The sequence below is a fragment of the Streptococcus mitis genome (genome assembly GCF_009496155.1).
Classification (GTDB): Bacteria; Bacillota; Bacilli; order Lactobacillales; family Streptococcaceae; genus Streptococcus; species Streptococcus mitis_BQ.
Window position 1 is genome coordinate 1 of the sequence record NZ_WIJP01000010.1, and the last position, 22,864, is coordinate 22,864.

The following is a 22,864-nucleotide window of genomic DNA, read 5'->3' on the forward strand; positions in this document are numbered from 1 at the left end:
GAAAAATTTCCCATGGTTTCTGATAAAACAAAATTGTTTTTAGTGTCAATAATAGCATTTTCTCCATCATCATCATAGCGGATTCCTTCTATTTCTGGTGTATAAACCCACCACATATTTTCAATCAACATAACTAAGTCAGGCTCTGTCCCCTCCTTATGAGGCATCTGTTGCGCATAGTAGACCGAATAATATTTCAAGTTGCTATAAGCGTATAAACTCAACCCTAAAAATACAACCACCCCTATACTAAATACTAGGATAGTTCCTATAATGATTCCTTTTAATGCTTTCATCTCTAATTAAACCTGTCCTGATACATTTTATTAAACAACCACTGCAGGTTGATGAGGGGTTTACTCTGTACATCAAGTATGGGCTGAACGGTTTCTCTAATCTCTTCTTTTATTTTTTTTTCATCAACTGTAGCTAGATCAATTTTTTCATATTTTTTATTCATGGCCCACTCAAGAGAAAAATTTTTCCCGAATTTATAAGCTACATCATTTTGATCTCTATAGCTATAACCTCCATCAAACTCAGAAAAATTTGTAGGTTTACCAATCATATTGGTTGAATTTTCAATAAAATTTCTACCATCATCATCATAGCGGATTCCTTCTATTTCTGGTGTATAAATCCACCACATATTTTCAATCAGCATAACTAAGTCGGGCTCTGTTCCCTCCTTATGGGGCATCTGTTGCGCATAGTAGACCGAATAATATTTCAAGTTGTTATAAGCGTATAAACTCAACCCTAAGAAGACAACCACCCCTATACTAAATACTAGGATAGTTCCTATAATGATTCTTTTTAATGCTTTCATCTTCTTTTTCCTTTCCTATTCCCAAACCAATTCTTGATGGGATTAACGATCCATTTGTTTACAGTGTTTACCACTGGTTTTATAACATAGCGATTTGTTGCCCGAGCGATTGGCTTTACCACCTTCTGATAAATCGGTTTGACGATTGGTTTCACAATATGATTGTAGACTGGTTTGACAACTGGTTTAACAACATAGTTATAGACGGGTTTGACGACTGTCCGATTCACAAAACTTGCCGCAGGCTTAAGTACATGATTGTAGACGGGCTTAAGCACATTGTTGTGGATAGCCTTCGCAATAGGCTTCACTACGTGATTATAGGCAGGTTTGACAACTCCATGGTAGAAGGGTTTCGCTACTGCATTATAAGCAAAGTTTACAATCGGTTTTACTACTGGTTTTATAACCTTTTGATAGAGCGGTTTAGCCACTTTATTCACAGTAACATCAACTACTGGTTTGACGACACTATTGTAGAGGGGTTTCACCACATTCGTTGACAAGAAAGTTACAACCGGTTTAACGAGCTTGTCATTGACAGTTTTTACTATTTTAGCCCCAACATATAAACCAGCACTCCCTAAAGTAGCCAAAGTATTGCCAATTGGTGCCGTAATATGCTCCTCAATAAATTTTAATGGATGTTTATTAAAGGAAGCAACTCCAGATTTCAATGGATTCCAGAGATATTCTCGAAGAGCAGCAGAAGGATCTTCCTTTAATCGTTTTTTAAAAGCTTTGCCTTCATTGAACTTTTTCATTCCAATCAAGGCAAGTCCTGATAAACTCACAATGCTGCCAAGTAACAAGAAATCTTTATAGCCTTCAGCAGTGGTATCTCCCGACTGCTCTTTGAGCACTTGATAATAATACTCTTGGCGTTTCTGCTCCAAACCATCTGTGCTATAATATTTTTCAATTGCTAGATCCAGATCCAAGTCTTTAAAGTCCCTATGATACTTCAGGATAAAGGCATCTATATCTGTGAGCGTGTCCTTTTCATCGATGGTTGTTAATAAGTCCCCTGTTAGAGAATTATTTTGAAAAAGAAGCGTTTTTGGAGATAAGCCTAGGAGGTTAAATGGAGAGAGGCCCACGAAGAACTTCAATTTTTCTTTTAGAGAACTACTTTTATAAGAGGTGGCAATCGGTGCAGCCAGATGAGGAAAATCTATTGCATATTCTGGTAAATCATGAATCTTATTTAATAGCTCTCTAATTTTATCGCTATAAGCATAAGGAGCTTCTCCAAAATCATTGGTCATAGACTGTAGACCATCATTTGCGTAGGGGACACGCGCGATGGCGTTAGCGATGGTATGGTTTATTTTATCTCGATCATTGCCATATTTTTTCCGTGCTTCATCTCCAACGGCCCTGATATAATCAAGAAACAATTTCTTCTCATCTTGATTCATCTTGGTATTGGTTAAAAAGGGATCTTTTTTAGTTGGTATCTCTTGCTTTTTGGGTTCGGTATGACTATCCTCTACTCTTTGACCTTGGTCAGTTAGCACTTGGTTTGACCCCTGAGAAAAGGGTGCTAATGAGCCCCCAGCCAAAGAGGTCTCTACAGGGTGATTAGAGTTTGCTGAGGAAAAGGATGATGGCAGCTGTGGCCTGATAGTCTTCTCCACGTTAGGATTCGTCATTTTACTAGAAGGTTGAAGATTTTCCTTAGCTTGTGGAATCTTCTGATAAACAAAAACCTTTTCTACAGCATGTTCGACCAAGGTCTCAAATACTGTTGGCGTCACATAACCATCTACTTTCCTAGGTGTATGCTTTAGTCTTTGCCCCTCAAGAACTTTATAAGTTAGAGCGCCGTACAACTCCTTCCCTTTTTCATCTTGAAACTTTAACGTTACGGGTAGTTCTTTCTGATAGACGAACTGAATCCTTGTTCTTGCCTTATTTTCTGTTAATCTCTTAACATCTACTAATCGATAATTTGGAATATTAAGGGATTCCACTTTATAGGATTCATCATCGAAACCTTTATAGAATTCTGCTTTCCTTAATTCTTTCCCTTGTTTATCAACATACTGGACAATAATCGGTTTAGAAACTCGCGTATTGATATTGGCTTGCAAGCTGCTTCCAAAAATATCGTACCTTACAGCTATTGGGTAGTAATAAGAATCATTCACTCTTTTTGGGGCAGGCGAGTAAAAGATATAATCAAAATTTGAAATAAAGCCAGCTCCAAGATAGCCACCTTTCGGAAGATCTTTAGAGCCATTTAGACCGACTACGCCTGAAGTAGCATCATAGATAATCCCATCTTCCTTGACGAGATTAGATTCTGTCGGAATGATTTCAACTAAATTTGCAAGGTTCGTTTGAACTCCCTGAGCGGCATCAATATCGGTAGAAATGAAACTAACAAGTATGGGTTGCTCAATCTTAGTTCCATGTTTTACAATTTGATAATGTAGAGCGAGATTACTTGCATTGTTGTACAATACAACGATAGAATTCCCTGTTGCGCCTGGAATAAATTGCTCACCTGAGAAACCGAGTCCTTTTGGACGACTATCCTGAAATCCAGAATTTGAAGCCCACTCATCTTTATCACTTTCAATGACCGTCCATAGTAAATCTAAATCTATACCAGATAAGGTTTTGCCGACAAAATTGATTCGTCCACTATCACCTACATTGTTACTATATGCTACAACAGGGGTTGAGGGAGTATTGGCCTCACCAAATCGTTCACTGTCATTTAAAAGGCCATTTTCAGTTCCTTTATCAATTTCGACATATGTTTTATCAGACCAATGAAGTCCTTCTTTGCTGAGAAAGTTATCATCAGTTAGGTTATTTCCCTCAAGATTAATTTCAACATCTTTGAAAAAATCGACACCTGTCGCAGATGGATTTACCCCACCAGAGACTTCAATTTTAGTAATGCTAGGTTCAGAAGATCCACTATTTTTGTCTTCTTTTAGATTGGAAATTGCATTGTTCGGATTGCCGACAACGACATCATTTGGCGTAGATTTTGCCATATTTTCAACACTAGATTTTGTACTAGACTGTACAGCTTCATCAGCCATGACACTATAGGTACTGAGGGATAGAACCGTTGCAAAAAGAAATATCCCATGTTTTACAAATAATTTCACAACATCTCCTTAAAATTTCACTGAAATTTCATGGTATCAAATAAACTGATTAAAGTCCAGAAATATGACCGAACTGAATTTGAAGGTTATGTTTCTGAAAAACACTTTATGATGGCTTACAAGCTATTCAATCTCAATTCAGAAAACATTGGGATGAAAGGGTGCAAAAAGCAACAACTATTTTTTAGCTGTTGCTTCTTGAAACGATTTCTTTCTAATCTCAACTTAAGAAATACTATCTATTCTTAATCTTCTCTCTTTTTCAAAGCTACAAGTCCATAGACGCTCATCACTCCGAGAAGTCCCAGTGCTACCAGATCAGTATCTGTTTCTACTCCTGTATTTGGCAGTTGTTTGCTTACTGCTTCACCTTTTGCTGACGTTGCTAAAAGCGATTGGTCTGTTGTTGGTGAAACTTGCTCTTCTTTTGTTCCAACTTCTGTGATTTCTGGGATGGCTTCCTTAAGAACCTCAGTTGAACGAAGGGTGCGTTTGCCTTGGGCATCTACTTCTATTAGGTGACGAATTTGTCCTTCCTCTCCTTTTTGGACAAGTTGACGTTGACCTTTAAGAAGACTTGCATTTGGTCGCTCTTGACGATTGAAGACAACTGTATCCTCTTCAATTTCTAGTTTCGGAACTTCTAAAACTAGGTCTTTTACTCCCTCAGCTGGTTGGTTGCTTGACAGAACTTTTGTACCAATTTTAACAATTTCTGGAAGAGTTTCTTTCAGGACTTCTGTTGAGCGAAGGGTACGTTTGCCTTGGGCATCTACTTCTATTAGGTGACGGATTTGGCCCTCGACTCCAGCTTGAACAAGACGACGTTGACCTTTAAGAAGGTCTGGAGTCTCACGTTCTTGGCGTTCAAAGGGTTTTATTTCTGTTTCAACAACCAGTTCAGGCAAAGCCTCTACTGTAGGAGCTCCTTCGTTAGGAACCATGCTGCCAACTTGTTGACTTTCTTCTGCAGGAGCTAGTTTCTTATTCAACTTTTCTTTCATGTCCGCAAAAGCTTGTGGAGTCGGTATTTGTGAAGACAATAAAGCTTCAGCTTGGGCAACCAACTCAGCTTTAGGGTCTTTTTCACGGACGGATTCGAGCAAGCCTTCTAATTCTTCTCTAGCAGTTTGGTAACGTTGATTTCCATCCAATCTCGCTCCAGCCTGTTTCAATTCATTCAAGGCTTTGTTGACTTCTTCTTGACTGGCATCATGGTTTTCTGCAACAGCTTTCGCTGCATTGAGTTTCTCTACTAGTACAGCTTTTTTGTCCTCACTTGAGAAGGTATAGGCAAGGGTTGACTGACGACCTTGGGCAGCAGTGATTTCTTGTTTGAGATACTCATCGTTGACAGCTGCTTTTGGAGAAACCAAGACATCAAACTCAGCTGTATGCCCCTTGTAATGCAGGGTCAAGGTCTGACGACCAGTCTTTTGAGCATCATAGCCCGTGATTTCAACACCTTTATCAGTAAAACTGTGAGTCTCTTCTGTCTCATCATCATAGAGAACGCCGAAGCGACCTTCAGAGAGATCCAGTTGTTCTCCTACTAGATAGTCTGTTTTTGGTTTCTTAGTAATATACAAACCTGCTACTTCTTTTGCTTTTCCTTCATCTTGACCAGTCACTTGGACTTTCAGAGCACCTGACACTGGTAAACCAAGGTATTGAGGTGTTAGATTTTGTTCCTCTTTTTGATGAGCGTCGTAGCCAGACACAGTCACACCTGAATGAGTAAGGTTAATCAACTCGTCGGCTTGTCCCCCTTCGTATTGAACGCGGAGTGTTCCACCTCTAAGGTCAAGTTTTTCTCCCTCTTTGTAAACTGTCTTCTTAGGCCCTTTTTCAAGACTAACTGCAGCAATTTTTCTTTCATCCTGTGGAATCGCTACAGCCAAGGTGTTACTGATTTCTTTGTCAGGTAGTTGGGTACGATAATAGAGGAGTTTTGGTTGTTTGTCAAAGGCTAATGGTGCTGTTGCCAGATCACCACCAGTTTCAGTCTTCAAGGTTGCAATTGGTGTTTGTGAGTCTGCCTTGTCGTAAACGGTGATGGTCGCGCCTGCTGGAACATCAGAGAAACCTAGTTGAACTTGATGGTTTCCAAGTGAACGGGCAGCTACCTTAGCCATTGGAATATTTTGACTTTCTGTGTCCAAGCTTTCATACATCTTCCAGTTATAGATACGAATAGCCTTCCAAGGTGTTCCGTTATCAGATGTAATGACATGCAAACGCCAGTCTTGGGCAGTGATTGGTTTGTCAAGAGTGATATCCGTAACGTGCGCTTTATTGCCACGGACTTCCTTGGCTAATTTCCACTCGCCATCTGTATCCTTGTAGTAAAGATCAAAGTCCTTGGTGTTCATCAAACCATCGTTAACAGACTCACCACCAGCTCCCGCATGATCCATCACCCATCTGACAACACGACGTGGTTGAGTCAAACGAATATCGACACTACCGCTCAATTGTCCTGAAGACCACTTGTCTGACAGACTTGTAATTGTACCGTTCAACATGCCTTCGATGCCTTCCCCACCTTCAGTATTGGGGAAAGTACTACCAATAACCGTTGCCCCTGGAACAATATTTTCAGCCAAAGGTCTTGGGAGAGTTGTATCCTGAACAGTCATGCCCCAGTTGAATGACGCAGTTGCAGCCTCAGAACGAAGGCCATTTTTACCAACTGCAACGACTTTCAATTCTTGAGTCGTACCAGTGGCATTAGCAGAACGGCTAACTTTTGGCAAGTAGATGGTTGAAGCAGATGAACCTGTCAACAAACGCCAGTTATCCCCATCTTTTTCGTAGACTTCATAGAAATCGGCATCTTGATTACCAGCAAATTGAACAACCGCTTCAGCTTCTTGGGCATTTTTAAGAGATTGTTTCACTACAGAAAAGCTTGTCGGTGCTTGTGGCGCTTGGTGATTGTCCGTGATAGTTAATTGTCCTAGGTTGAACTGATAATCTTTCACAGCTCCTTCATGTTCGAAGATGAGTTTGACTGCATAGATGGTTTTACCTGCTAGTGAGCTAAGGTCAAATTCTTCATTTGTCCAGTTGTCAGAAAGGGTTAACTCTTTCCATGCATCTGCAGCATCGAATTTGTAGTCTGGAGTTGTAGAGAAGGCCATATAAACTTTAGAACCTTTTCCTCCCTTGTGGGCAACACGAAGTTTAGTTTTCTCAGTTACTTCTAACTTAGTAGAATAAAGTCTCACATCCTGATCTGTCTTACCAGCTACATCACCTGAGAATTTAAGGGAATTTCCGCCATTATAGGCATCTGTAAAATCATATTCTGCACGAAGTTTTTCCCCTGTTGAAGTCTGCCACCAGCGCCATGTTGGTAGAACACCTGAAACTGAACGGTAATTCCACTCAGAATCCTTAGAAACTTTTCCGTCTACAAACCACTTTCTACCATGGCCTGTATTAAAGGAGGTAGTGAAGGTTCGGCCTACTGCTGGTGTGCGGTCTGCAACTAAATTAGCAATCCCATACCACTCTTTGTCCGCTGGTTTTTGAGCTGTCGGATCTCCTTGGTAACCTGTGAAGAAGATATCTTCGTTTTTATGGTAATCTTCACCTGTTTTTCCTAGACTGGTAATTGTATCTGGTGCAAATAGTCCAAGTGACAAACGCAACTTACCCTTTTCATCTAAGAGGGCATCCCATTTAACTTTTGTCTTATAAGAACCACCTTGTTGCAATTCCAATCCTGCAAAGACATCATATTGACTACGTTCTAGCCATTTTGCCATCTCTACGGAGTGGTCATTCTTTTCCTTATTCCAGTTGAAATTGGCAAAGAATTGATCCGCAGGTACTTTGTCTCCTTCTTTTTGCATGAACTGGTAGTTGTAATCACCTAGACCATCTTCGTGGTAACGACCATATTTATAAGTCATGGCATCGTACCAAGCATACTTGATTGGATGGTTAACTTTTGCCGCGTATTCTTTTGTATAGAGCATGAATTGACGCATTTTTTCACCAAGAGGCGTCACTAAGTCACCCGTTGTTTCTTGGTTGATAAAATACCCATCAAAGCCATAGTACTTAGCAAGATCAACAAGTTTTCGGGCAATAGGGAAGGTGCCATCCTCATCTTGTTTCAAGGCAGCAGCAAATTTCTCTTGGTCAGCGATGCTATTTGACCAGTTGAAGAAAAGTGTTCCATAAACGGGAACTCCGTTACGATGTCCTGCATCAATGACATCTGGGGTTGGGACTAGACCTTCCCAAAAGACCATTGAATCCAAGTATTGCCAGTAGTCAAAGGCGTAGGCCTTGAATTCTTCTCCACCAACAGAAGCGTGGTCTTTGGCTTTAGAATTGGTATTTGCTAGCGCCTGAACCTTGGCTCTTCTACTTGCTTTTTCATTCACCAACTGGCCTCTATGGCGCTTGGCTAGTTCAACTGAGGAACGATTGATGGGATCATCTTCACGAGCTCCAGGTTCCCATTTCAACAAATCCTCCCAAGAATTAAATTTGATTTCCTTTGGTTTTAATGTTTTTTCTACATTTTTAGGGACATCTGGCTGGACTTCTTTTTCAGTCTTATTATCTTCTGCTACTGGCTTAGACTCGTCCCCCTGGCTAGTTACTTCAGCTTTTGTTTCTGTTTCCTTTTCAGACTTAGGTTTTACTTCTGCAAATGGTGTTTCTGCAGTCACCTCGCTTGGTTTTTCCTCTGGTTTAAGTACGCTAGCTGCCTCTGCTTTTTCAGTAGTTGTAGCTTCATTGCTTGCTGGCGAAGTAGTTTCAGATGCTCTCTCTACTCCTTCTACCTTTTCTGGATTGTTTTCTCTAGCATGTTCTCCTTCATTCTGCTTGTCAGCTTCATTAGTCGAATGCTCACTCTCCCCTGAAACAAGTTCTGTATTGGCTCCCTTATTTTCAGGAACTACAGTTTCTTCTGCCAAGGCTGGACCAGCAAATAAAACAGCCCCAATCATCAGTGAGCAGGCACCTACTGACAACTTACGAATGCTGTAACGGCAACGTCTTTCGAAAAATGGATTCTTCATTTTCTCCTCCTAAAAGATTGATCTTATTGTGCAAAAGAAAGCGCTTAACTTTCTTAGTAAAATTTTTTATCCCAATCACAGGAACCAAGATAATTCCTCCCTCATTTTAAAATATTTCTTTTAAATGTCAATATATAAAAGGAAATACCTATATCTAGGTTAGAAATTGGTAAAATTAATATAATTAAGGCCCATTCTCACGAATTTTCTTTCTAAAATTTCATCTAAATACTTGTTAGATTTACTTTTATCCTTTAAAATAGAATAGGAGAAATTCCGTTATTATTTTTCGGAGGAAAAAGAAATGTCCATTAATTGGCAGGAAATTTTATTTCACTTTCTAGGTGGTCTGGGACTATTCTTATATAGTATCAAGACCATGGGAGACGGTTTGCAACAAGCTGCTGGAGATCGCCTTCGTTTTTACATTGACAAGTACACCAGCAATCCCTTTTTAGGTGTTCTAGTTGGGATTGTCGTAACTGCCCTGATTCAGTCAAGTACAGGGGTTACAGTTATCACGGTTGGTCTGGTCAGCGCTAGCCTTCTAACTCTTAGACAGGCTATCGGAATTATCATGGGAGCCAACATAGGAACTACCGTTACTTCCTTTATCATCGGTTTCAAACTTGGTGAGTATGCTTTACCCTTGATTTTCCTTGGAACCATGTTCCTATTCTTTACAAAAAACAGAACAGCAAACAATATCGGGCGCATCCTGTTTGGTGTAGGTGGAATCTTCTACGCCCTCAACCTCATCAGTGCCGGTATGAGCCCTCTTAAAGATTTACCACAATTCAAGGAATACATGGTAACCTTGGGACAAAATCCTGTATTGGGAGTTTTTGCTGGTGCAGTGATTACCGTTCTCATCCAAGCTTCTTCTGCGACAATCGGGATTTTGCAAGGTCTCTATGCAGGTGGGTTCCTTGACCTTAAAGGTTCTCTACCAGTTCTCTTCGGGGATAATATCGGGACAACCCTAACCGTTATCATCGCGGCAGCTGGAGCCAATGTCTCTGCGAAACGCGTTGCAGCAACCCACGTTACCTTTAACGTTTTAGGAACTATTCTTTGCTTAATCTTATTAGGTCCATTTACGTCTATGATTGAGTACTTCCAGGCACTCCTTCACCTCTCTCCTGAGATGACCATTGCCTTCTCTCACGGTGCCTTTAACGTAAGTAACACCATTGTACAATTTCCCTTCATCGGAGCCTTGGCCTACTTTGTAACCAAGCTCATCCCTGGTGAAGATGAAGTTGTCAAGTACGAGCCACTTTACCTTGATGAGCATTTGATTAAACAAGCTCCATCAATCGCTCTCGGAAATGCGAAGAAAGAACTCCTTCACTTAGGAAATTATGCTTCTAAAGCCTTTGACCTTTCGTACAACTACATCATTGACCTCAATGAAAAGGTTGCTGAAAAAGGACACAAGACAGAAGAAGCCATCAATACCATTGATGAAAAATTGACTCGTTACCTGATTACTCTTTCAAGTGAAGCCCTTAGCCAGAAAGAAAGTGAAGTGCTGACCAACATCCTGGATTCATCCCGTGATTTGGAACGGATTGGGGACCACGCAGAAGCGCTAATCAATCTGACTGACTACCTTCAACGTAAAAATGTTGAGTTCTCTGAAGCTGCTTTACAGGAATTGGCTGATATCTATCAAAAAACCACTGGCTTTATCAAGGATGCCCTTGATAGCGTGGAAAACAATGATATTGAAAAAGCTCAAAGTCTGATTGAACGCCATAAAGAAATCAACAATATGGAACGTGTTCTCAGAAAGACTCACATCAAACGCCTCAACAAGGGTGAGTGTTCAACACAAGCTGGGGTCAACTTTATCGACATTATTTCCCACTACACTCGTGTGTCAGACCACGCTATGAATCTAGCTGAAAAGGTCATCGCTGAACAAATCTAAGAACCAAGAAGCTATCCTAATACTCAATGAAAATCAAAGAGCAAACTAGGAAACTAGCCACAGGCTGTACTTGAGTACGGCAAGGCGACGTTGACGTGGTTTGAAGAGATTTTCGAAGAGTATAAATGGGATGGCTTTTTCTTCTCCTCATCAAGAATTGATTTTCTCTATCATATAGAAAAATGCTTTGATTCACAATGGAATCAAAGCATTTTAAAGAGTTCCCCATACATAATCGCAGAAGCTGCGGTTCCTCTATACTTGTTTTCTTCTCTCTTAATAAAGCGAGCTAAGTTGAGCAACTCAGGTGCTGGATGTTTGGGATTTAGGAGCAATTCATGATTGACCAGGCCTGAGAGACGAACTGCCAGCAATTGCTCATTTGTAGTAGGCAGTTTTTTAGCAGTCTCTAAGAGAGCAGCAACTAAATCTTCACTCAAATCATGTCGAGCATGATTGTAAAGATCTTTTATAAGGCTTTCTAGGTTTGGTTCTACCATCCCAACCACCTCCCTTATGGTTTAATAATTTTTAATCAAATCAACCGTTGAACGATCCAATTTTTTCACCAAGGCTTTCAAGAAAGCTTGCGCTTCTAGGAAGTCATCCATCGCATAGAGGGTTTGATGAGAATGGATATAACGAGCGCAAACACCGATTGTTGTAGATGGGACACCACCATTTTTCAGATGAGCTGCGCCAGCGTCTGTTCCGCCTTTTCCACAGTAGTATTGGTACTTGATACCAGCTTCTTCAGCTGTTGTCAAAAGGAAATCCTTCATACCTGGGAGAAGCAAATGACCTGGATCATAGAAACGAATCAAGGTTCCATCCCCAATCTTGCCTTGACCGCCATAAACATCACCAGCAGGTGAGCAGTCAACTGCTAGGAAGACTTCTGGATCAAACTTAGTTGTGGAAGTATGAGCACCGCGGAGACCAACCTCTTCTTGGACGTTAGAACCAAGATAGAGTTCATTGCCTAGTTTTTGACCTGACAGAGCTTCCGCCAACTCGCTAACCATAAGAACACCGTAGCGGTTGTCCCAAGCTTTTGAGATGATATTTTTTTCATTGGCTGTCAAGATTGCAGAACTATCTGGTACGATGGTGTCGCCAGGACGGATGCCAAAGCTTTCTGCCTCAACCTTGTCCGCAAAACCACCATCAAAAATAATATCTGAAATAGCAGGCATGCTTGGTCCACCTGTTCCACGTGTCAAATGTGGAGGGACTGAACCTGAAATCACTGGAATTTCACGACCATCGCGAGTAAAGAGTTTAAAACGTTGGCTACTAACCACCATAGGATTCCAGCCACCAATTTCAACGACACGGAAGGTACCATCTGGCTTGATTTCGCTGACCATAAAACCAACTTCATCCATATGAGAAGCGACCAAGACACGAGGTGCATCCACTGCTTCCGAGTGTTTAATTCCGAAAATACCACCCAAGCCATCTGTCACCACTTCATCCACGTGCGGTATTAACTTTTCACGAAGATAGGCACGGACAGGTGCTTCATGACCTGAGATCGCAGCAAGTTCTGTTACTTCTTTGATTTTTGAAAATAATGTTGTCATTTCAGTTCCTTCTTTCTTTCATCCATTTTACCATTTTTTATAGGAGAAGGGTAGCGGGAAGGTAGATTTCTAAGTTAGTATCTTCGTCTTTCTCTATCTTAGAAAAGGCTAGTATTCCCTTACATGTGAGGTGAAATCTAAGAACTATTCCAAGATTAATTCAACTCTTAATTTCCAAACAAAAAAACAATTCAACACTATATTTGTTCAGTTTTTTTCGTAAAAATTACAGAAAATAATTGACTTTCCTTTCTTCTTTCTTTAAAATAGTACAAAAATAGGAAAAGGAAAAAATCATGACCAAAACAATTCTTGTTACAGGTGGAGCTGGCTACATTGGCTCCCATACCGTTAAAGCTCTTTTAAATGCTGGATACCAGGTTCATGTCCTAGATAATCTCTCTACAGGAAATCGTTCGGCTGTGGATAGTCGTGCTAGCTTTAAACAACTGGACGTTTATGATGCTAGTGCCTTAAAAGCTTATTTGGAAGAAAACAAGGTTGACGCTGTTCTCCATTGTGCAGGTGAGATTGTTGTGAGCGAAAGTATTGAAAATCCAAGCAAATACTTCACTGCCAATGTTGCGGGTATGAACCAAGTTCTCAAAGTCTTATCTGAAGTTGGCATTCAAAAAATCATGTTCTCTTCGACTGCTTCCCTCTATGGTAATAACTGTATTGACAAGCCAGCAACTGAAGATACCCTGCTCGACCCTGTCAACCCTTATGCAGAAACAAAACTGATGGGCGAACGAATGATTTACTGGATGGCCAATCGCTACGACTGGAAATATGTCATTTTCCGTTACTTTAATGTAGCTGGGGCTGAAATGGATGCTTCAAACGGTCTCCGTGTGAAAAATCCAACTCATATCATTCCCAATATCAACAAGACCGCATTGGGACAAAATGATAGCCTCAAAATATTTGGAGATGACTACGATACACGTGACGGTTCATGTATTCGGGATTACATTCATGTCTTGGACCTTGCACAGGCTCACGTTAAAGGAATGAACTACCTATTTCAAGAAGACAGTTCTTCTCAAATCTTTAACTTAGGAACTGAAAAAGGCTATACCGTCAAAGAAATCTTTAAAACTGCTGAAAAATTACTAAACCAAAAAATTCCACATGAAATTGTTGCGCGTCGTGCTGGTGACCCAGCTAGCGTCCTAGCAGACGCATCAAAAGCTAGAAAATACCTTGATTGGAAGGCTAGCTACTCCCTCGAAGATATTATTTTATCGGATTATCGTTGGCGTGTTAAAGAAGGCAAAAACATTTTGGAATAAATAGCAGAAACATCAATAATAAATAAAAACACAGATAGATGGCACTTGATAAACACCAAGTACCATCTATCTGTGTTTTATACATTAGAATCTAATTTATTTTGCATTCCTCTTTAAAGAAAAGTGGTCTGGCACAGGGTCCTTACCTGTTTTCGTCCAGGGATGGCAACGTAAAATCCGAGCCAAGCCCATCAAAACACCTTTGAAGCCATGTTTTTCAATAGCCTGAATCATGTAGTTTGAACAAGTTGGCTCAAAGCGACAAGAGGGGGGAAAGGCTGGTGAGATAAACCGTTGGTAAAAGCGCACAGGCGCTATTAAAATTCGTTTCATTATTTCTTGGTTACAGCCATGGTGTGTAGTTGGCTGATTTCTTTTTTATTAAGACGGCGGGATTCTCCTGGACGGAGTCCTGTCAAGTCTAGATGTCCAAAACGGGTCCGTGACAACTTGTCCACTTGAAGACCGACAGCTTCAAACATCTTTTTAACTTGGTGGTTACGCCCTTCATGGATAGTCAACTGCACCACAGAGCGGTTTTTGACTGGATCCACTTTGAGAATCTCATAGACAGCCGGCTTGGTTTTCTTTCCATCAATCTCAAGTCCACGGGTCAAGGGGCGGAGATTATCCTTATTGGCCATACCTTTAACACGCGCGACATAGACCTTGTCAATCTCATTACGTGGGTGAATCATCTCGTCTGTAAAGTCACCATCATTGGTCAAAATCAAGACTCCTGATGTATCCCAGTCCAAACGACCTACAGGGTAGATGCGCTCCTTCACGTTGGGCAAGAGGTCGACAACCGTCTTGCGGCCCTTGTCATCTGTCACACTGGAAATGACACCGCGTGGTTTGTTAAGCAGATAGTAGACTTTTTCTTCGTTGTAGATAGGCTGGCCTTCAACTTCGACCTTGTCGCCTGACTTGATAGTGGTTGCTAGTTCACGCACCACTTGGCCGTTAACCGTCACCAAACCTTGCTTGATCAGCTCTTCTGCTTTTCTCCTACTGGCCACACCTGCGTGGGCAATATACTTATTGATTCTCATCTTCTTCTATCCTTTCACCAAATAATTGGCTTTCTTGGGCTTGAATCTCAAGCTCATCAATCACTGGTAATTCTTCCAAATGGTTAATTCCCATGTAATCTAGGAAATAATCCGTAGTCACATAGAGGTTGGGGCGCCCCAACACTTCTTTTTTCCCGTCTTCCTTTATCAGGTCAAAAGCCTGCAACTTTGCCAAGGCTCCACTCGAGTTAACCCCACGAATGGCATCAATTTCTATCCGCGTAATCGGCTGTTTGTAGGCAATGATGGACAAGGTCTCAAGGGCAGCCCGAGATAAACTCTGGTTGATAGGTGCCTTAGAGTATTCCTTCAAAATCTCTGCAAATTGAGGCTTGGTCACCAATCTATAAGCGCCCCCTGTCTCAATCAGAGCCAAACTGGAATCTGGGGTCCTTTCATACTTCTGGGCTAATTTTTCTAAACTCTGTTGAATGCCTGTCGGTGGTAGAGAGAGGAGTTCAGCTAACTGGCGGACTCTAATCCCATCTTCACCCGCTACAAACAAGAGCGCTTCTATTTTTGCTAAAGTACTCATCTTTCCTCTCTATCAAGTCTAGCTTTGGGCCACTTGACTTTCTTCCTTCTTTTCCATGAGATAAATATCTCCGAAACTCTCCTCTTGCACGAGGAGCAACTCCTGGGTTTTGATTAACTCTAGGGTTGCCAAAAAGAGGGTGATGACCTCTTGGACATTCTGAGCTTCCCTGAACAAATCCTGCAAGCGCAATTGATCTCGTCCAGTCAAGGACTCTTTCACGATGACCATCATGTCCTCAATCTTATACTCATCCCGCAGGATAGTCGTGTGGTTCTGAGCAAACACCTCTTTTTTCTTGGCTAGGATATTTGAAAAAGCCAAAAAGAGATCAATGGTCGTCTTATCATGCACAAGCTCCGCATCTTCGTAAATCAACTCTGTCGGCGCTTTTGAATAATACTGGGCTCGATCTTGGTGCTTGGCTTCCAAGTGCTCACCCAAGAGCTTGAACTTGCGGTATTCTTCGATTTGGGAGAGAAGATCCTGCTCCAAGTCATCCTCCAAGTCTGTCACTTCTGCTACCTTTGGAAGGAGTTTGCGACTCTTAATCAGCATGAGCTGACTGGCCATGACCATGTACTCGCCCGTCACTTCCAGACGCATAGCCTGCAGGGTTGAGACATAGGCTAGATACTGTTCGATAACTTCCGTAATGGGCACATCGTAGATATCCATCTGGTACTTGGAAACCAGGTGCAAGAGCAAGTCCAGAGGCCCTTCAAAATCTTTTAATTTAATATCCATTATCTATATTTTTCTAAGGTCAGGACTGTTTTTAATCCTAATTTTTTTGCAATTTCGTACAAATCAACCTTGTTTTCTATTTGTCTTAGAATGAACTGCTCCCGCAAGGCTTGGGCTGACAGATATGGGAAACCTTTCTCCTTGACAAAGGACTCTAGCTGACGGAAGGCCCACTGACGAGAATAGGCTTTTCCTGCCCTTTCAAAAAGATAGGTCTGGCCCATCAAGGGTTCCAATTCTGACAGAAAGGTCGTGGGAATGGTGACAATCCTCTGTTGGGAAGCCTTCTTGATTCGCAACACCTGAAAATCCAAATTGATATCCGCAACCTTGAGGGCTAAAATCTCACTCGGCAAGAGTCCCATTTCTAGGATTAAGAGCGCTAGCAAGCGTCCTTCTGGATAGTCACTTTCTTGCCAAAAAGAGTCTAGGTCTAACAGTTCTGGCTTTTCGGTCTTCTTCTCAGCTTGTTTAGCTAATTCCAAACGATAAAAGCTGTCCACCTCTCCTTTTTGATAGAGAAAGTAGAGAAATTGATTACAGGCCGAAATCTTTCGCTTCTGGGCGCTGATTTTTAGATTGGCTAGCTGGGCTTGGTAAATCTTGAGACTAGTCTCAGAAATCCGCTCGCCTACCAAATCTACAAACTGTTCCAAATCATACTTATAGGACTGCTTGGAATTGGCAGACAAGCCCTGCTTTTCCTCTAAAAAGGCTGAAATCCTATCTCTCATTTGCATCGAATCTCATATTCCTTACTAAAGTCATGCAAGAGGGCATTAACTGCCTTGAGGATAGACTTGCGCGTGATGATCCCTTGGAAAATACCAGACGCATCCACAACTGGCAAGAAAGACTCATCTACCAGCTTGTGCAAGACCTCCGTAATGGTAAAATCAGGCGAAACGACAGCTACATCCCTTTTCGTCATGTGGACAATATCCGTATCCGCCATGATTTCTTGGCTCAAGCCCTGCTCCATCTGATAAGCCATAATATCTCTGAGCCCAATCGTTCCAACAAACTGTTTTTCATCTGTCACAACGGGAACACGGGTGTAGGTCATCTGACTGAGCAAGAGGGTTGCATGATCTGCATTGTGGGTATCAATCAACACAGCTAGATTTTCAGCAGGGGTCAAAAAAGTTTCCTCCTGCCCCAACAAGAAAGTTTCAAACTCCTTGGCAATCATCGGCTAAACTCCTTGGACAAGCCTGGATACACCTCATGGTCTCGTGTCAAAAAGTCCACTTTGAAATAACTGTCATCAATCTCCACACGAGCATAAAGACATTCTCTGACGGTACCACGTGGTTGACTGATGGAACCTGGATTTAGAAAGAGGGTCTTGCCTTCCATCCAAGCACTTGGCACATGCAAGTGACCATAGAGACAGATATCGGCATCTTCCTCCTGAGCCCAGTAGTCCAACTTTTGAAAGTTGAAATTAATGTCAAACAAGTGTCCATGAGTTTGGATAATCTTGGTCGAACCAAGCTCAGTCACCAAACGTTCTGGATAGCCAGCGTAGAAGTCCATGTTCCCTTTAACTACGCGGATTCCCTCCCAAAGTGGAGAATCGGGACGCAGTTCAGAATCGCCGTTATGAAAAACGGCATCAACTTTGCCCACATAGCGATCACGGATTTCTTCCACAATCAAGCTATCGCCATGAGAATCACTCATTACAATGATGGTTTGCTTTGCCATGATGGAAATACCTCCAAAAGTTTCTTAACGGCTAAGGCACGGTGAGATTGACTATTTTTTTCTTCAAGGGTTAATTCAGCTGATGACTTGCCTGTCTCCCCTACAAGGAAGAGAGGATCATAGCCAAAGCCATTTTCACCCTTAGGTTCAAAGTTAATGTAACCTGGCCAGTCTGCTTCAACAACCAAACTTTCCTTGTTTGGACTGGCTACGACTAGGGTTGTATGGAATTGAGCCGAGCGGTCCTTGAGTTCAAAGACCATGGCCAATTCGTGCAAGAGTTTGGCATTGTTTTCACGGTCAGTAGCTCCCACACCTGCGAAACGAGCCGACCAGACACCAGGCAAACCACCCAAAACATCAACTTTCAGTCCAGAATCATCTGCCAGAACCATCTTGCCCGTTAATTGGGAAATAGTTTCTGCCTTGAGACGGGCATTTTCTTCGAAGGTCATACCTGTTTCTGCTACTTCAGGCAGGTCAGGGTAGTCATTAAGATTTTCCACATCGTAACCTAGCTTGTCAAAGATAGCTCGGAATTCCTTAGTCTTGCCCTCGTTACGAGTCGCAATCAATAAGGTTTCTCTGACCTTGTTTGTCTCAAAGAAGGCTTCTACACCAACACCTTCTTTAGGTAATTCTACATGCAGGAGTTGCCCATTTTCAACCAAGAGCAAAGCCCCCTGACGTTGGATGACTTCCACATTTCGTCCCATTTCTTGGTTAAGGATATCTACCACAAAAGACAATAAACGATAGAGAGAACCATAGCGTAAAACAGTAACAGAAACAGGAAAACCTCGATCCTCATCTCGAAATCTTTGGGCAAACTCCAATAGAGGAAAATCCAAGTCATCATCCGTCAACGTTCGGACGCCACCAAAAATACCATAGGACCCGACATACCAGTCCTGTTCATCCTTGTATTCATAAATTTTATTTGTCATAATTCTACATGCTCCACATGAATCTCTTTTTCCAGCCATTCTTCACCAATTTGTGCAAAACTTTGGCTGCTGGCTGTTGTGTAAAAACGGTGATGGAGTGGTCCGGAATCGCGACCACGATTGATTTCAAAATAATTAAGTAAGACTGAGATATCCCGTACGCACTCTGCCCCACTATCAATGAGCTGAACCTTGGGTCCCATGACATTTTGAATAATAGGTCTGAGCAGTGGATAATGGGTACAACCCAAAATCAGGCTATCCACCTTTCCAACCAAGGGACGCAGGGTTTCATAGACCACTTTCTTGGTGACACTGGTTGACAGAGCACCAGACTCCACCAAAGGGGCAAACTTGGGACAGGCCAAACTCTCCACCTGTAAGTCCGGATCCAAATCATGGATTTTCTGGCGGTAGATGTCTGAGTGTACCGTCATGGGTGTTCCAATCACTCCGATTTTCCCACCTTGGCTGGACTTGATGGCTGCTGAAGCTCCTGGCAAAATTACACCTAGGACGGGAATATCTAGTTGAGCCTTGATTTCTTCCCAGACGACCGCAGTCGCAGTATTACAAGCAATGACAATCATCTTAACATCCTTGGTCAAGAGAAAGTTGACCAACTGCCAAGTATATTCCCGAATTTGCTCAGCAGGACGGGGCCCGTAAGGCGCTCGTGCCGAATCTCCAATATAGACGATTTCTTCATGGGGAAGTTGGCGCATGAGCTCGCGCACAACGGTCAAGCCCCCGACACCCGAATCCAAAAAACCAATTGGTCGATTATCCATACAGTCTTCTTTCTAGTCTTTTTTCTGATTGATAGTTCATTATGATTACCGTTCCTTATGAACTGAATGACAGCCTAATCAACAACTATCTCTCTTAATCATAATCAAATATCAATAGAATGCAAGGAAAAAGTCTCATCCCTAAACCCTTAGCCAACATAGTGAGAAGTCTGGAACTTTCATCCCAGACTTTTCCTTATTTATTTTTTCTTTTTATTGTTAGCAAGGGCTGCCTTTTGTTGGCGGATGATTTGGTGGTAAACTTGTTGTACCTTAGCTTCGCTTGGTTTTTGACCATTTGCACTCAAAAGAGTACGAACTGCTTCAACATTCAAACGTGGGTTGTCAGCAAATTCTTTTTCGATTTGCTTACGAACCAAGTACATTCCTCCAAGAGCTCCTCCTAGAAAAGCTAACACAATCAATACAATTGCTAATAGTAAATCCATTATATTTCTCCTGTTTCTTTTTGAGTCTCTTTCATTATACCACAAACTAGCCACCCTGACTAGTTTGTTTTACGCTTTCAGGAATGGAATAGACAGCAAAAAGGGTAACTTTTCAAAGTAACTTCCACTTGCCCAATCGAAGTGGAAATTAGTCTAAAACGGATTTTTATGGTGGAATTAAGTATGAGACGTTTGAGTTAGAAATGAGGTCCACTATGACAAAACATAAACACCTTACCCTTTCAGACCGTAATGATATCCAATTAGGCTTAGAGCGCGGTGAAACCTTCAAAGTTATCGGACAATCCATTCTAAAAGACCCGACCACTGTTTCTAAAGAAGTCAAACGAAACAGACAAGTCCGAGAGTCTACATGCGATAACCTTCCTTGCCCTCTACTCGATAAGGCTCCCTTTGTCTGTAACGGTTGCCCTAAAAGAAGACAAAATTGTGGCTATCAGAAAATCTTCTACCTCGCTAAACAAGCTCAAAAGCAGTACGAACAAACTCTTGTCGAAGCTCGTGAAGGCACTCCCCTTAACTCGCAGACTTTCTGGGACATGGACAAAGTCATTTCTGATGGGGTTAAAAAGGGACAACACATCTATCATATCCTCAAAACTCATAACCTTGATGTCAGCTCCTCAACTGTCTATCGACACATCCGAAAAGGATACCTATCTATCGCTCCGATTGATTTAGCCAGAGCCGTTAAATTCAAAGAAAGACGGAAAAGTAAGTTACCTTCCATCCCTAAAGAAGCTAAAAAAGGACGTTCCTATGAGGATTTCCAAAATTATTTAGCTCTTAACCAACTGAACTCTTGGCTGGAAATGGACACTGTTATGGGCAGGATAGGAGGTAAAGTCCTACTCACCTTCAATCTCTCTTTCTGTAACTTTATCTTCGCTAGGATTCTGGATAATAAAACTGCCCTTGAGGTTACCAAACACCTCTATGATATCAAGAACACTCTTCACCAAGCTGACAAAGATTTCTTCCTACTCTTTCCTGTCATCCTGACAGATAATGGTGGAGAGTTTGCCAGGGTTGATGACATCGAAATGGATGTGCGAGGAGAGAGTAAACTCTTCTTTTGTGACCCTAATCGCTCTGACCAGAAAGGGAGAATTGAGAAAAATCACACACTAATTCGCGACATTCTTCCAAAGGGAACTTCCTTTGATAACTTAACTCAAGAGGACATCAATCTTGTTTGTTCGCATGTCAACAGTGTCAAACGGGCTGCTTTGAATGGAAAGTCAGCCTATGAACTCTTTGCCTTTACTTACGGAGAAGAGATTCCTAAGCTTCTCGGTATTTCTAAAATACCTGCAGAAGACGTCTGTCAGTCTTCTAAATTACTCCAACATAAAATCTAAAAACTAACCTAAAACCCCATTCAAACGTCTCACACTAACTTCCACCATAGCGGAACTTAATCTGAAACGCTTTCAGATGAGGGGATTTTGTGCGCTCTTTTTTTCGATGCCTTTCGGCTACAAAAGCGATGAAATCAAGCATTAGTAAAACCAGTGGAACTTACCCTGACACGGAATTCTACTGGTTTTTATGATTTTTATCAGACTAACTTCCACTTCTACTAGCGGTGGAACTTAGTTTGGGAATTTACCGAATAGACAGCAAAAAGAACCCTTCTTTTCTGCAAAAGAGGGCTCCTTACTGAGTTTATACTCAATGAAAATCAAAGAGCAAACTAGGAACCTAGCCGCAGGCTGCTCAAAACACTGTTTTGAGGTTGCAGATAGAGCTGACACAGTTTGAAGAGATTTTCGAAGAGTATTAATTTATATAGATAGCCAGTGTTTGATAAGGTTTGAGTAGGATTTTTTCAGACACTTCTACATCTTCATAATTGGAAATCAAAATTTGCCTATTTTGCTAGGCTAGTGGTAAATCCATTTCCACTTCTGTGGCATAAAAATTATTGAGCCACATCTCAGCCTTTTTCTTTATCCCAAAACTAACTCATCACTGACTAGACTTTGGCCACTATTTTTCTGGAAGAGATGCATGAGATCTTCAACCGTCAGATGCTTTTTCTCCTCTCCCTTGACATCCACCACTATCTTGCCTTGATAGAGCATAATGAGACGATTTCCGTACTCAATCGCATGGTTCATATCATGGGTAATCATCAAGGTTGTCAACTGATGGTGTTCCACAATCTTTTGCGTCAAATCCATCACCATTTGACTCGTTTTCGGGTCAAGTGCCGCAGTATGTTCATCCAAAAGCAAGAGTTTGGGTTTCACCAGAGATGCCATGACTAGGGTCAAGGCCTGTCTTTGTCCTCCCGAGAGGTATTGAGTATCCACTTTCAAGCGATTTTCAAGGCCAATATTCAACTTTTTCAAGGCTTCTTGGAACTGGATTCTATCCTTCTCCTTCACGCCCCAACCAAGCCCTCTCTTCTGACCGCGTCTCAAGGCAATAGCCATATTCTCCTCAATCGTCAAACGAGAAGCTGTTCCCATCTTAGGATCCTGAAAAACACGGGCGATATCCTTTGCTCTCTTTCTTACACTCAGATTTTTAATGGATTTCCCTGCCAATAAAAGGTCTCCTTCGTCCACCGATAGATTGCCAGCTAGGATATTCATCAAAGTGGATTTACCTGCTCCATTTCCACCGATTACAGAGATAAAATCTCCCTCTTCAACTTCTAAATCTAATCCTTTGAGGACATGGTTCTCATTGACCGTCCCTGCTTCAAATGTTTTGTGAATATTTTCAAGTGTTAACAAGCTTGCCATAACTTTCTCC

The 22,864-nt window shown here is 41.7% G+C and carries 19 protein-coding genes and 2 pseudogenes; 3 read left to right on the top strand and 18 right to left on the bottom strand.

The features are described 5' to 3' along the window. The 4 genes and pseudogenes from GEZ84_RS06970 to GEZ84_RS06985 all read right to left on the bottom strand — a co-directional run. Nucleotides 1–296 (bottom strand): annotated as a pseudogene (locus GEZ84_RS06970) (hypothetical protein); the annotation flags it as partial. A gap of 2 nt (nt 297–298) precedes the next feature. Then, nucleotides 299–829 carry a hypothetical protein gene (locus tag GEZ84_RS06975; protein ID WP_153223996.1) on the bottom strand — a complete coding sequence of 177 codons (531 nt, stop codon included), beginning with the start codon at nt 827–829 and terminating at the stop codon, nt 299–301. Further along, nucleotides 826–3,960 (bottom strand): MucBP domain-containing protein, encoded by a 3,135-nt coding sequence (locus GEZ84_RS06980; protein WP_153223997.1) that lies wholly within the window; start codon nt 3,958–3,960, stop codon nt 826–828. The genes GEZ84_RS06975 and GEZ84_RS06980 overlap by 4 nt, the downstream gene beginning before the upstream one ends. 245 nt (nt 3,961–4,205) lie before the next feature. Continuing rightward, on the bottom strand, nt 4,206–9,005 hold the full coding sequence (locus GEZ84_RS06985) for an endo-beta-N-acetylglucosaminidase (RefSeq protein ID WP_153223998.1): 4,800 nt from the start codon (nt 9,003–9,005) through the stop codon (nt 4,206–4,208). Nucleotides 9,006–9,309: 304 nt separating this feature from the next. Here GEZ84_RS06985 and GEZ84_RS06990 point away from each other — a divergent pair, with 304 nt between their 5' ends. Beyond that, a complete protein-coding gene (locus tag GEZ84_RS06990) occupies nt 9,310–10,941 on the top strand; it encodes a Na/Pi cotransporter family protein (RefSeq protein ID WP_004260992.1) in 1,632 nt (543 codons plus the stop codon). 203 nt (nt 10,942–11,144) lie between these two features. Here the strand turns inward: GEZ84_RS06990 and GEZ84_RS06995 are convergent, their stop codons facing one another. Together GEZ84_RS06995 and pepA are read right to left on the bottom strand one after the other, a co-directional pair. Then, nucleotides 11,145–11,441 (bottom strand): hypothetical protein, encoded by a 297-nt coding sequence (locus tag GEZ84_RS06995; protein WP_000230143.1) that lies wholly within the window; start codon nt 11,439–11,441, stop codon nt 11,145–11,147. Nucleotides 11,442–11,462: 21 nt separating this feature from the next. Beyond that, a complete protein-coding gene (gene pepA / locus GEZ84_RS07000) occupies nt 11,463–12,527 on the bottom strand; it encodes a glutamyl aminopeptidase (RefSeq protein ID WP_153223999.1) in 1,065 nt (354 codons plus the stop codon). 296 nt (nt 12,528–12,823) lie between these two features. Between pepA and galE the strand changes: the two genes are divergently transcribed. Beyond that, the gene (gene galE, locus GEZ84_RS07005) at nt 12,824–13,822 is read left to right on the top strand and encodes a UDP-glucose 4-epimerase GalE (protein ID WP_153224000.1); all 999 of its coding nucleotides are present in this window, start codon (nt 12,824–12,826) and stop codon (nt 13,820–13,822) included. Nucleotides 13,823–13,918: 96 nt separating this feature from the next. Here galE and yidD read toward each other — a convergent pair whose 3' ends face one another. The 10 genes from yidD to GEZ84_RS07055 form a co-directional block, all read right to left on the bottom strand. Then, on the bottom strand, nt 13,919–14,155 hold the full coding sequence (yidD, locus tag GEZ84_RS07010; protein WP_153224001.1) for a membrane protein insertion efficiency factor YidD: 237 nt from the start codon (nt 14,153–14,155) through the stop codon (nt 13,919–13,921). After that, nucleotides 14,155–14,877 (bottom strand): pseudouridine synthase, encoded by a 723-nt coding sequence (locus GEZ84_RS07015; RefSeq protein ID WP_153224002.1) that lies wholly within the window; start codon nt 14,875–14,877, stop codon nt 14,155–14,157. The genes yidD and GEZ84_RS07015 overlap by 1 nt, the downstream gene beginning before the upstream one ends. Then, complete coding sequence (scpB, locus tag GEZ84_RS07020) at nt 14,864–15,433, bottom strand: SMC-Scp complex subunit ScpB (protein WP_153224003.1); 570 nt, start codon at nt 15,431–15,433, stop codon at nt 14,864–14,866. The genes GEZ84_RS07015 and scpB overlap by 14 nt, the downstream gene beginning before the upstream one ends. A gap of 18 nt (nt 15,434–15,451) precedes the next feature. After that, the gene (locus GEZ84_RS07025; RefSeq protein WP_153224004.1) at nt 15,452–16,180 is read right to left on the bottom strand and encodes a segregation/condensation protein A; all 729 of its coding nucleotides are present in this window, start codon (nt 16,178–16,180) and stop codon (nt 15,452–15,454) included. Next, complete coding sequence (xerD, locus tag GEZ84_RS07030) at nt 16,180–16,914, bottom strand: site-specific tyrosine recombinase XerD (protein WP_319946435.1); 735 nt, start codon at nt 16,912–16,914, stop codon at nt 16,180–16,182. The genes GEZ84_RS07025 and xerD overlap by 1 nt, the downstream gene beginning before the upstream one ends. Further along, nucleotides 16,911–17,372 carry a cyclic-di-AMP-binding protein CbpB gene (gene cbpB / locus GEZ84_RS07035; protein WP_153224006.1) on the bottom strand — a complete coding sequence of 154 codons (462 nt, stop codon included), beginning with the start codon at nt 17,370–17,372 and terminating at the stop codon, nt 16,911–16,913. The genes xerD and cbpB overlap by 4 nt, the downstream gene beginning before the upstream one ends. Continuing rightward, nucleotides 17,369–17,890 (bottom strand): metallophosphoesterase, encoded by a 522-nt coding sequence (locus GEZ84_RS07040; RefSeq protein ID WP_153224007.1) that lies wholly within the window; start codon nt 17,888–17,890, stop codon nt 17,369–17,371. The genes cbpB and GEZ84_RS07040 overlap by 4 nt, the downstream gene beginning before the upstream one ends. After that, nucleotides 17,866–18,876 carry a nucleoside-triphosphate diphosphatase gene (locus GEZ84_RS07045; RefSeq protein ID WP_413777004.1) on the bottom strand — a complete coding sequence of 337 codons (1,011 nt, stop codon included), beginning with the start codon at nt 18,874–18,876 and terminating at the stop codon, nt 17,866–17,868. Before GEZ84_RS07045 ends, GEZ84_RS07040 begins: the two co-directional genes overlap by 25 nt. Then, the gene (gene racE / locus GEZ84_RS07050) at nt 18,834–19,628 is read right to left on the bottom strand and encodes a glutamate racemase (protein ID WP_153224009.1); all 795 of its coding nucleotides are present in this window, start codon (nt 19,626–19,628) and stop codon (nt 18,834–18,836) included. The genes GEZ84_RS07045 and racE overlap by 43 nt, the downstream gene beginning before the upstream one ends. Before the next feature lie 200 nt (nt 19,629–19,828). Beyond that, nucleotides 19,829–20,077, bottom strand: a complete 249-nt coding sequence (locus tag GEZ84_RS07055) for a YneF family protein (RefSeq protein ID WP_153224010.1) — start codon at nt 20,075–20,077, stop codon at nt 19,829–19,831. 215 nt (nt 20,078–20,292) lie between these two features. Between GEZ84_RS07055 and GEZ84_RS07060 the strand changes: the two genes are divergently transcribed. Beyond that, nucleotides 20,293–21,459 (top strand): IS30 family transposase, encoded by a 1,167-nt coding sequence (locus GEZ84_RS07060; protein WP_153224011.1) that lies wholly within the window; start codon nt 20,293–20,295, stop codon nt 21,457–21,459. A 421-nt stretch (nt 21,460–21,880) separates the two neighbouring features. Here GEZ84_RS07060 and GEZ84_RS07065 read toward each other — a convergent pair. Then, nucleotides 21,881–22,030, bottom strand: a pseudogene (locus tag GEZ84_RS07065) (alpha,alpha-phosphotrehalase); the annotation flags it as partial. 20 nt (nt 22,031–22,050) lie between these two features. Beyond that, entirely contained in the window at nt 22,051–22,854 is an 804-nt protein-coding gene (locus tag GEZ84_RS07070) for an ABC transporter ATP-binding protein (RefSeq protein WP_153224012.1), read from the bottom strand. Between the last annotated feature and the right edge of the window lie 10 nt (nt 22,855–22,864).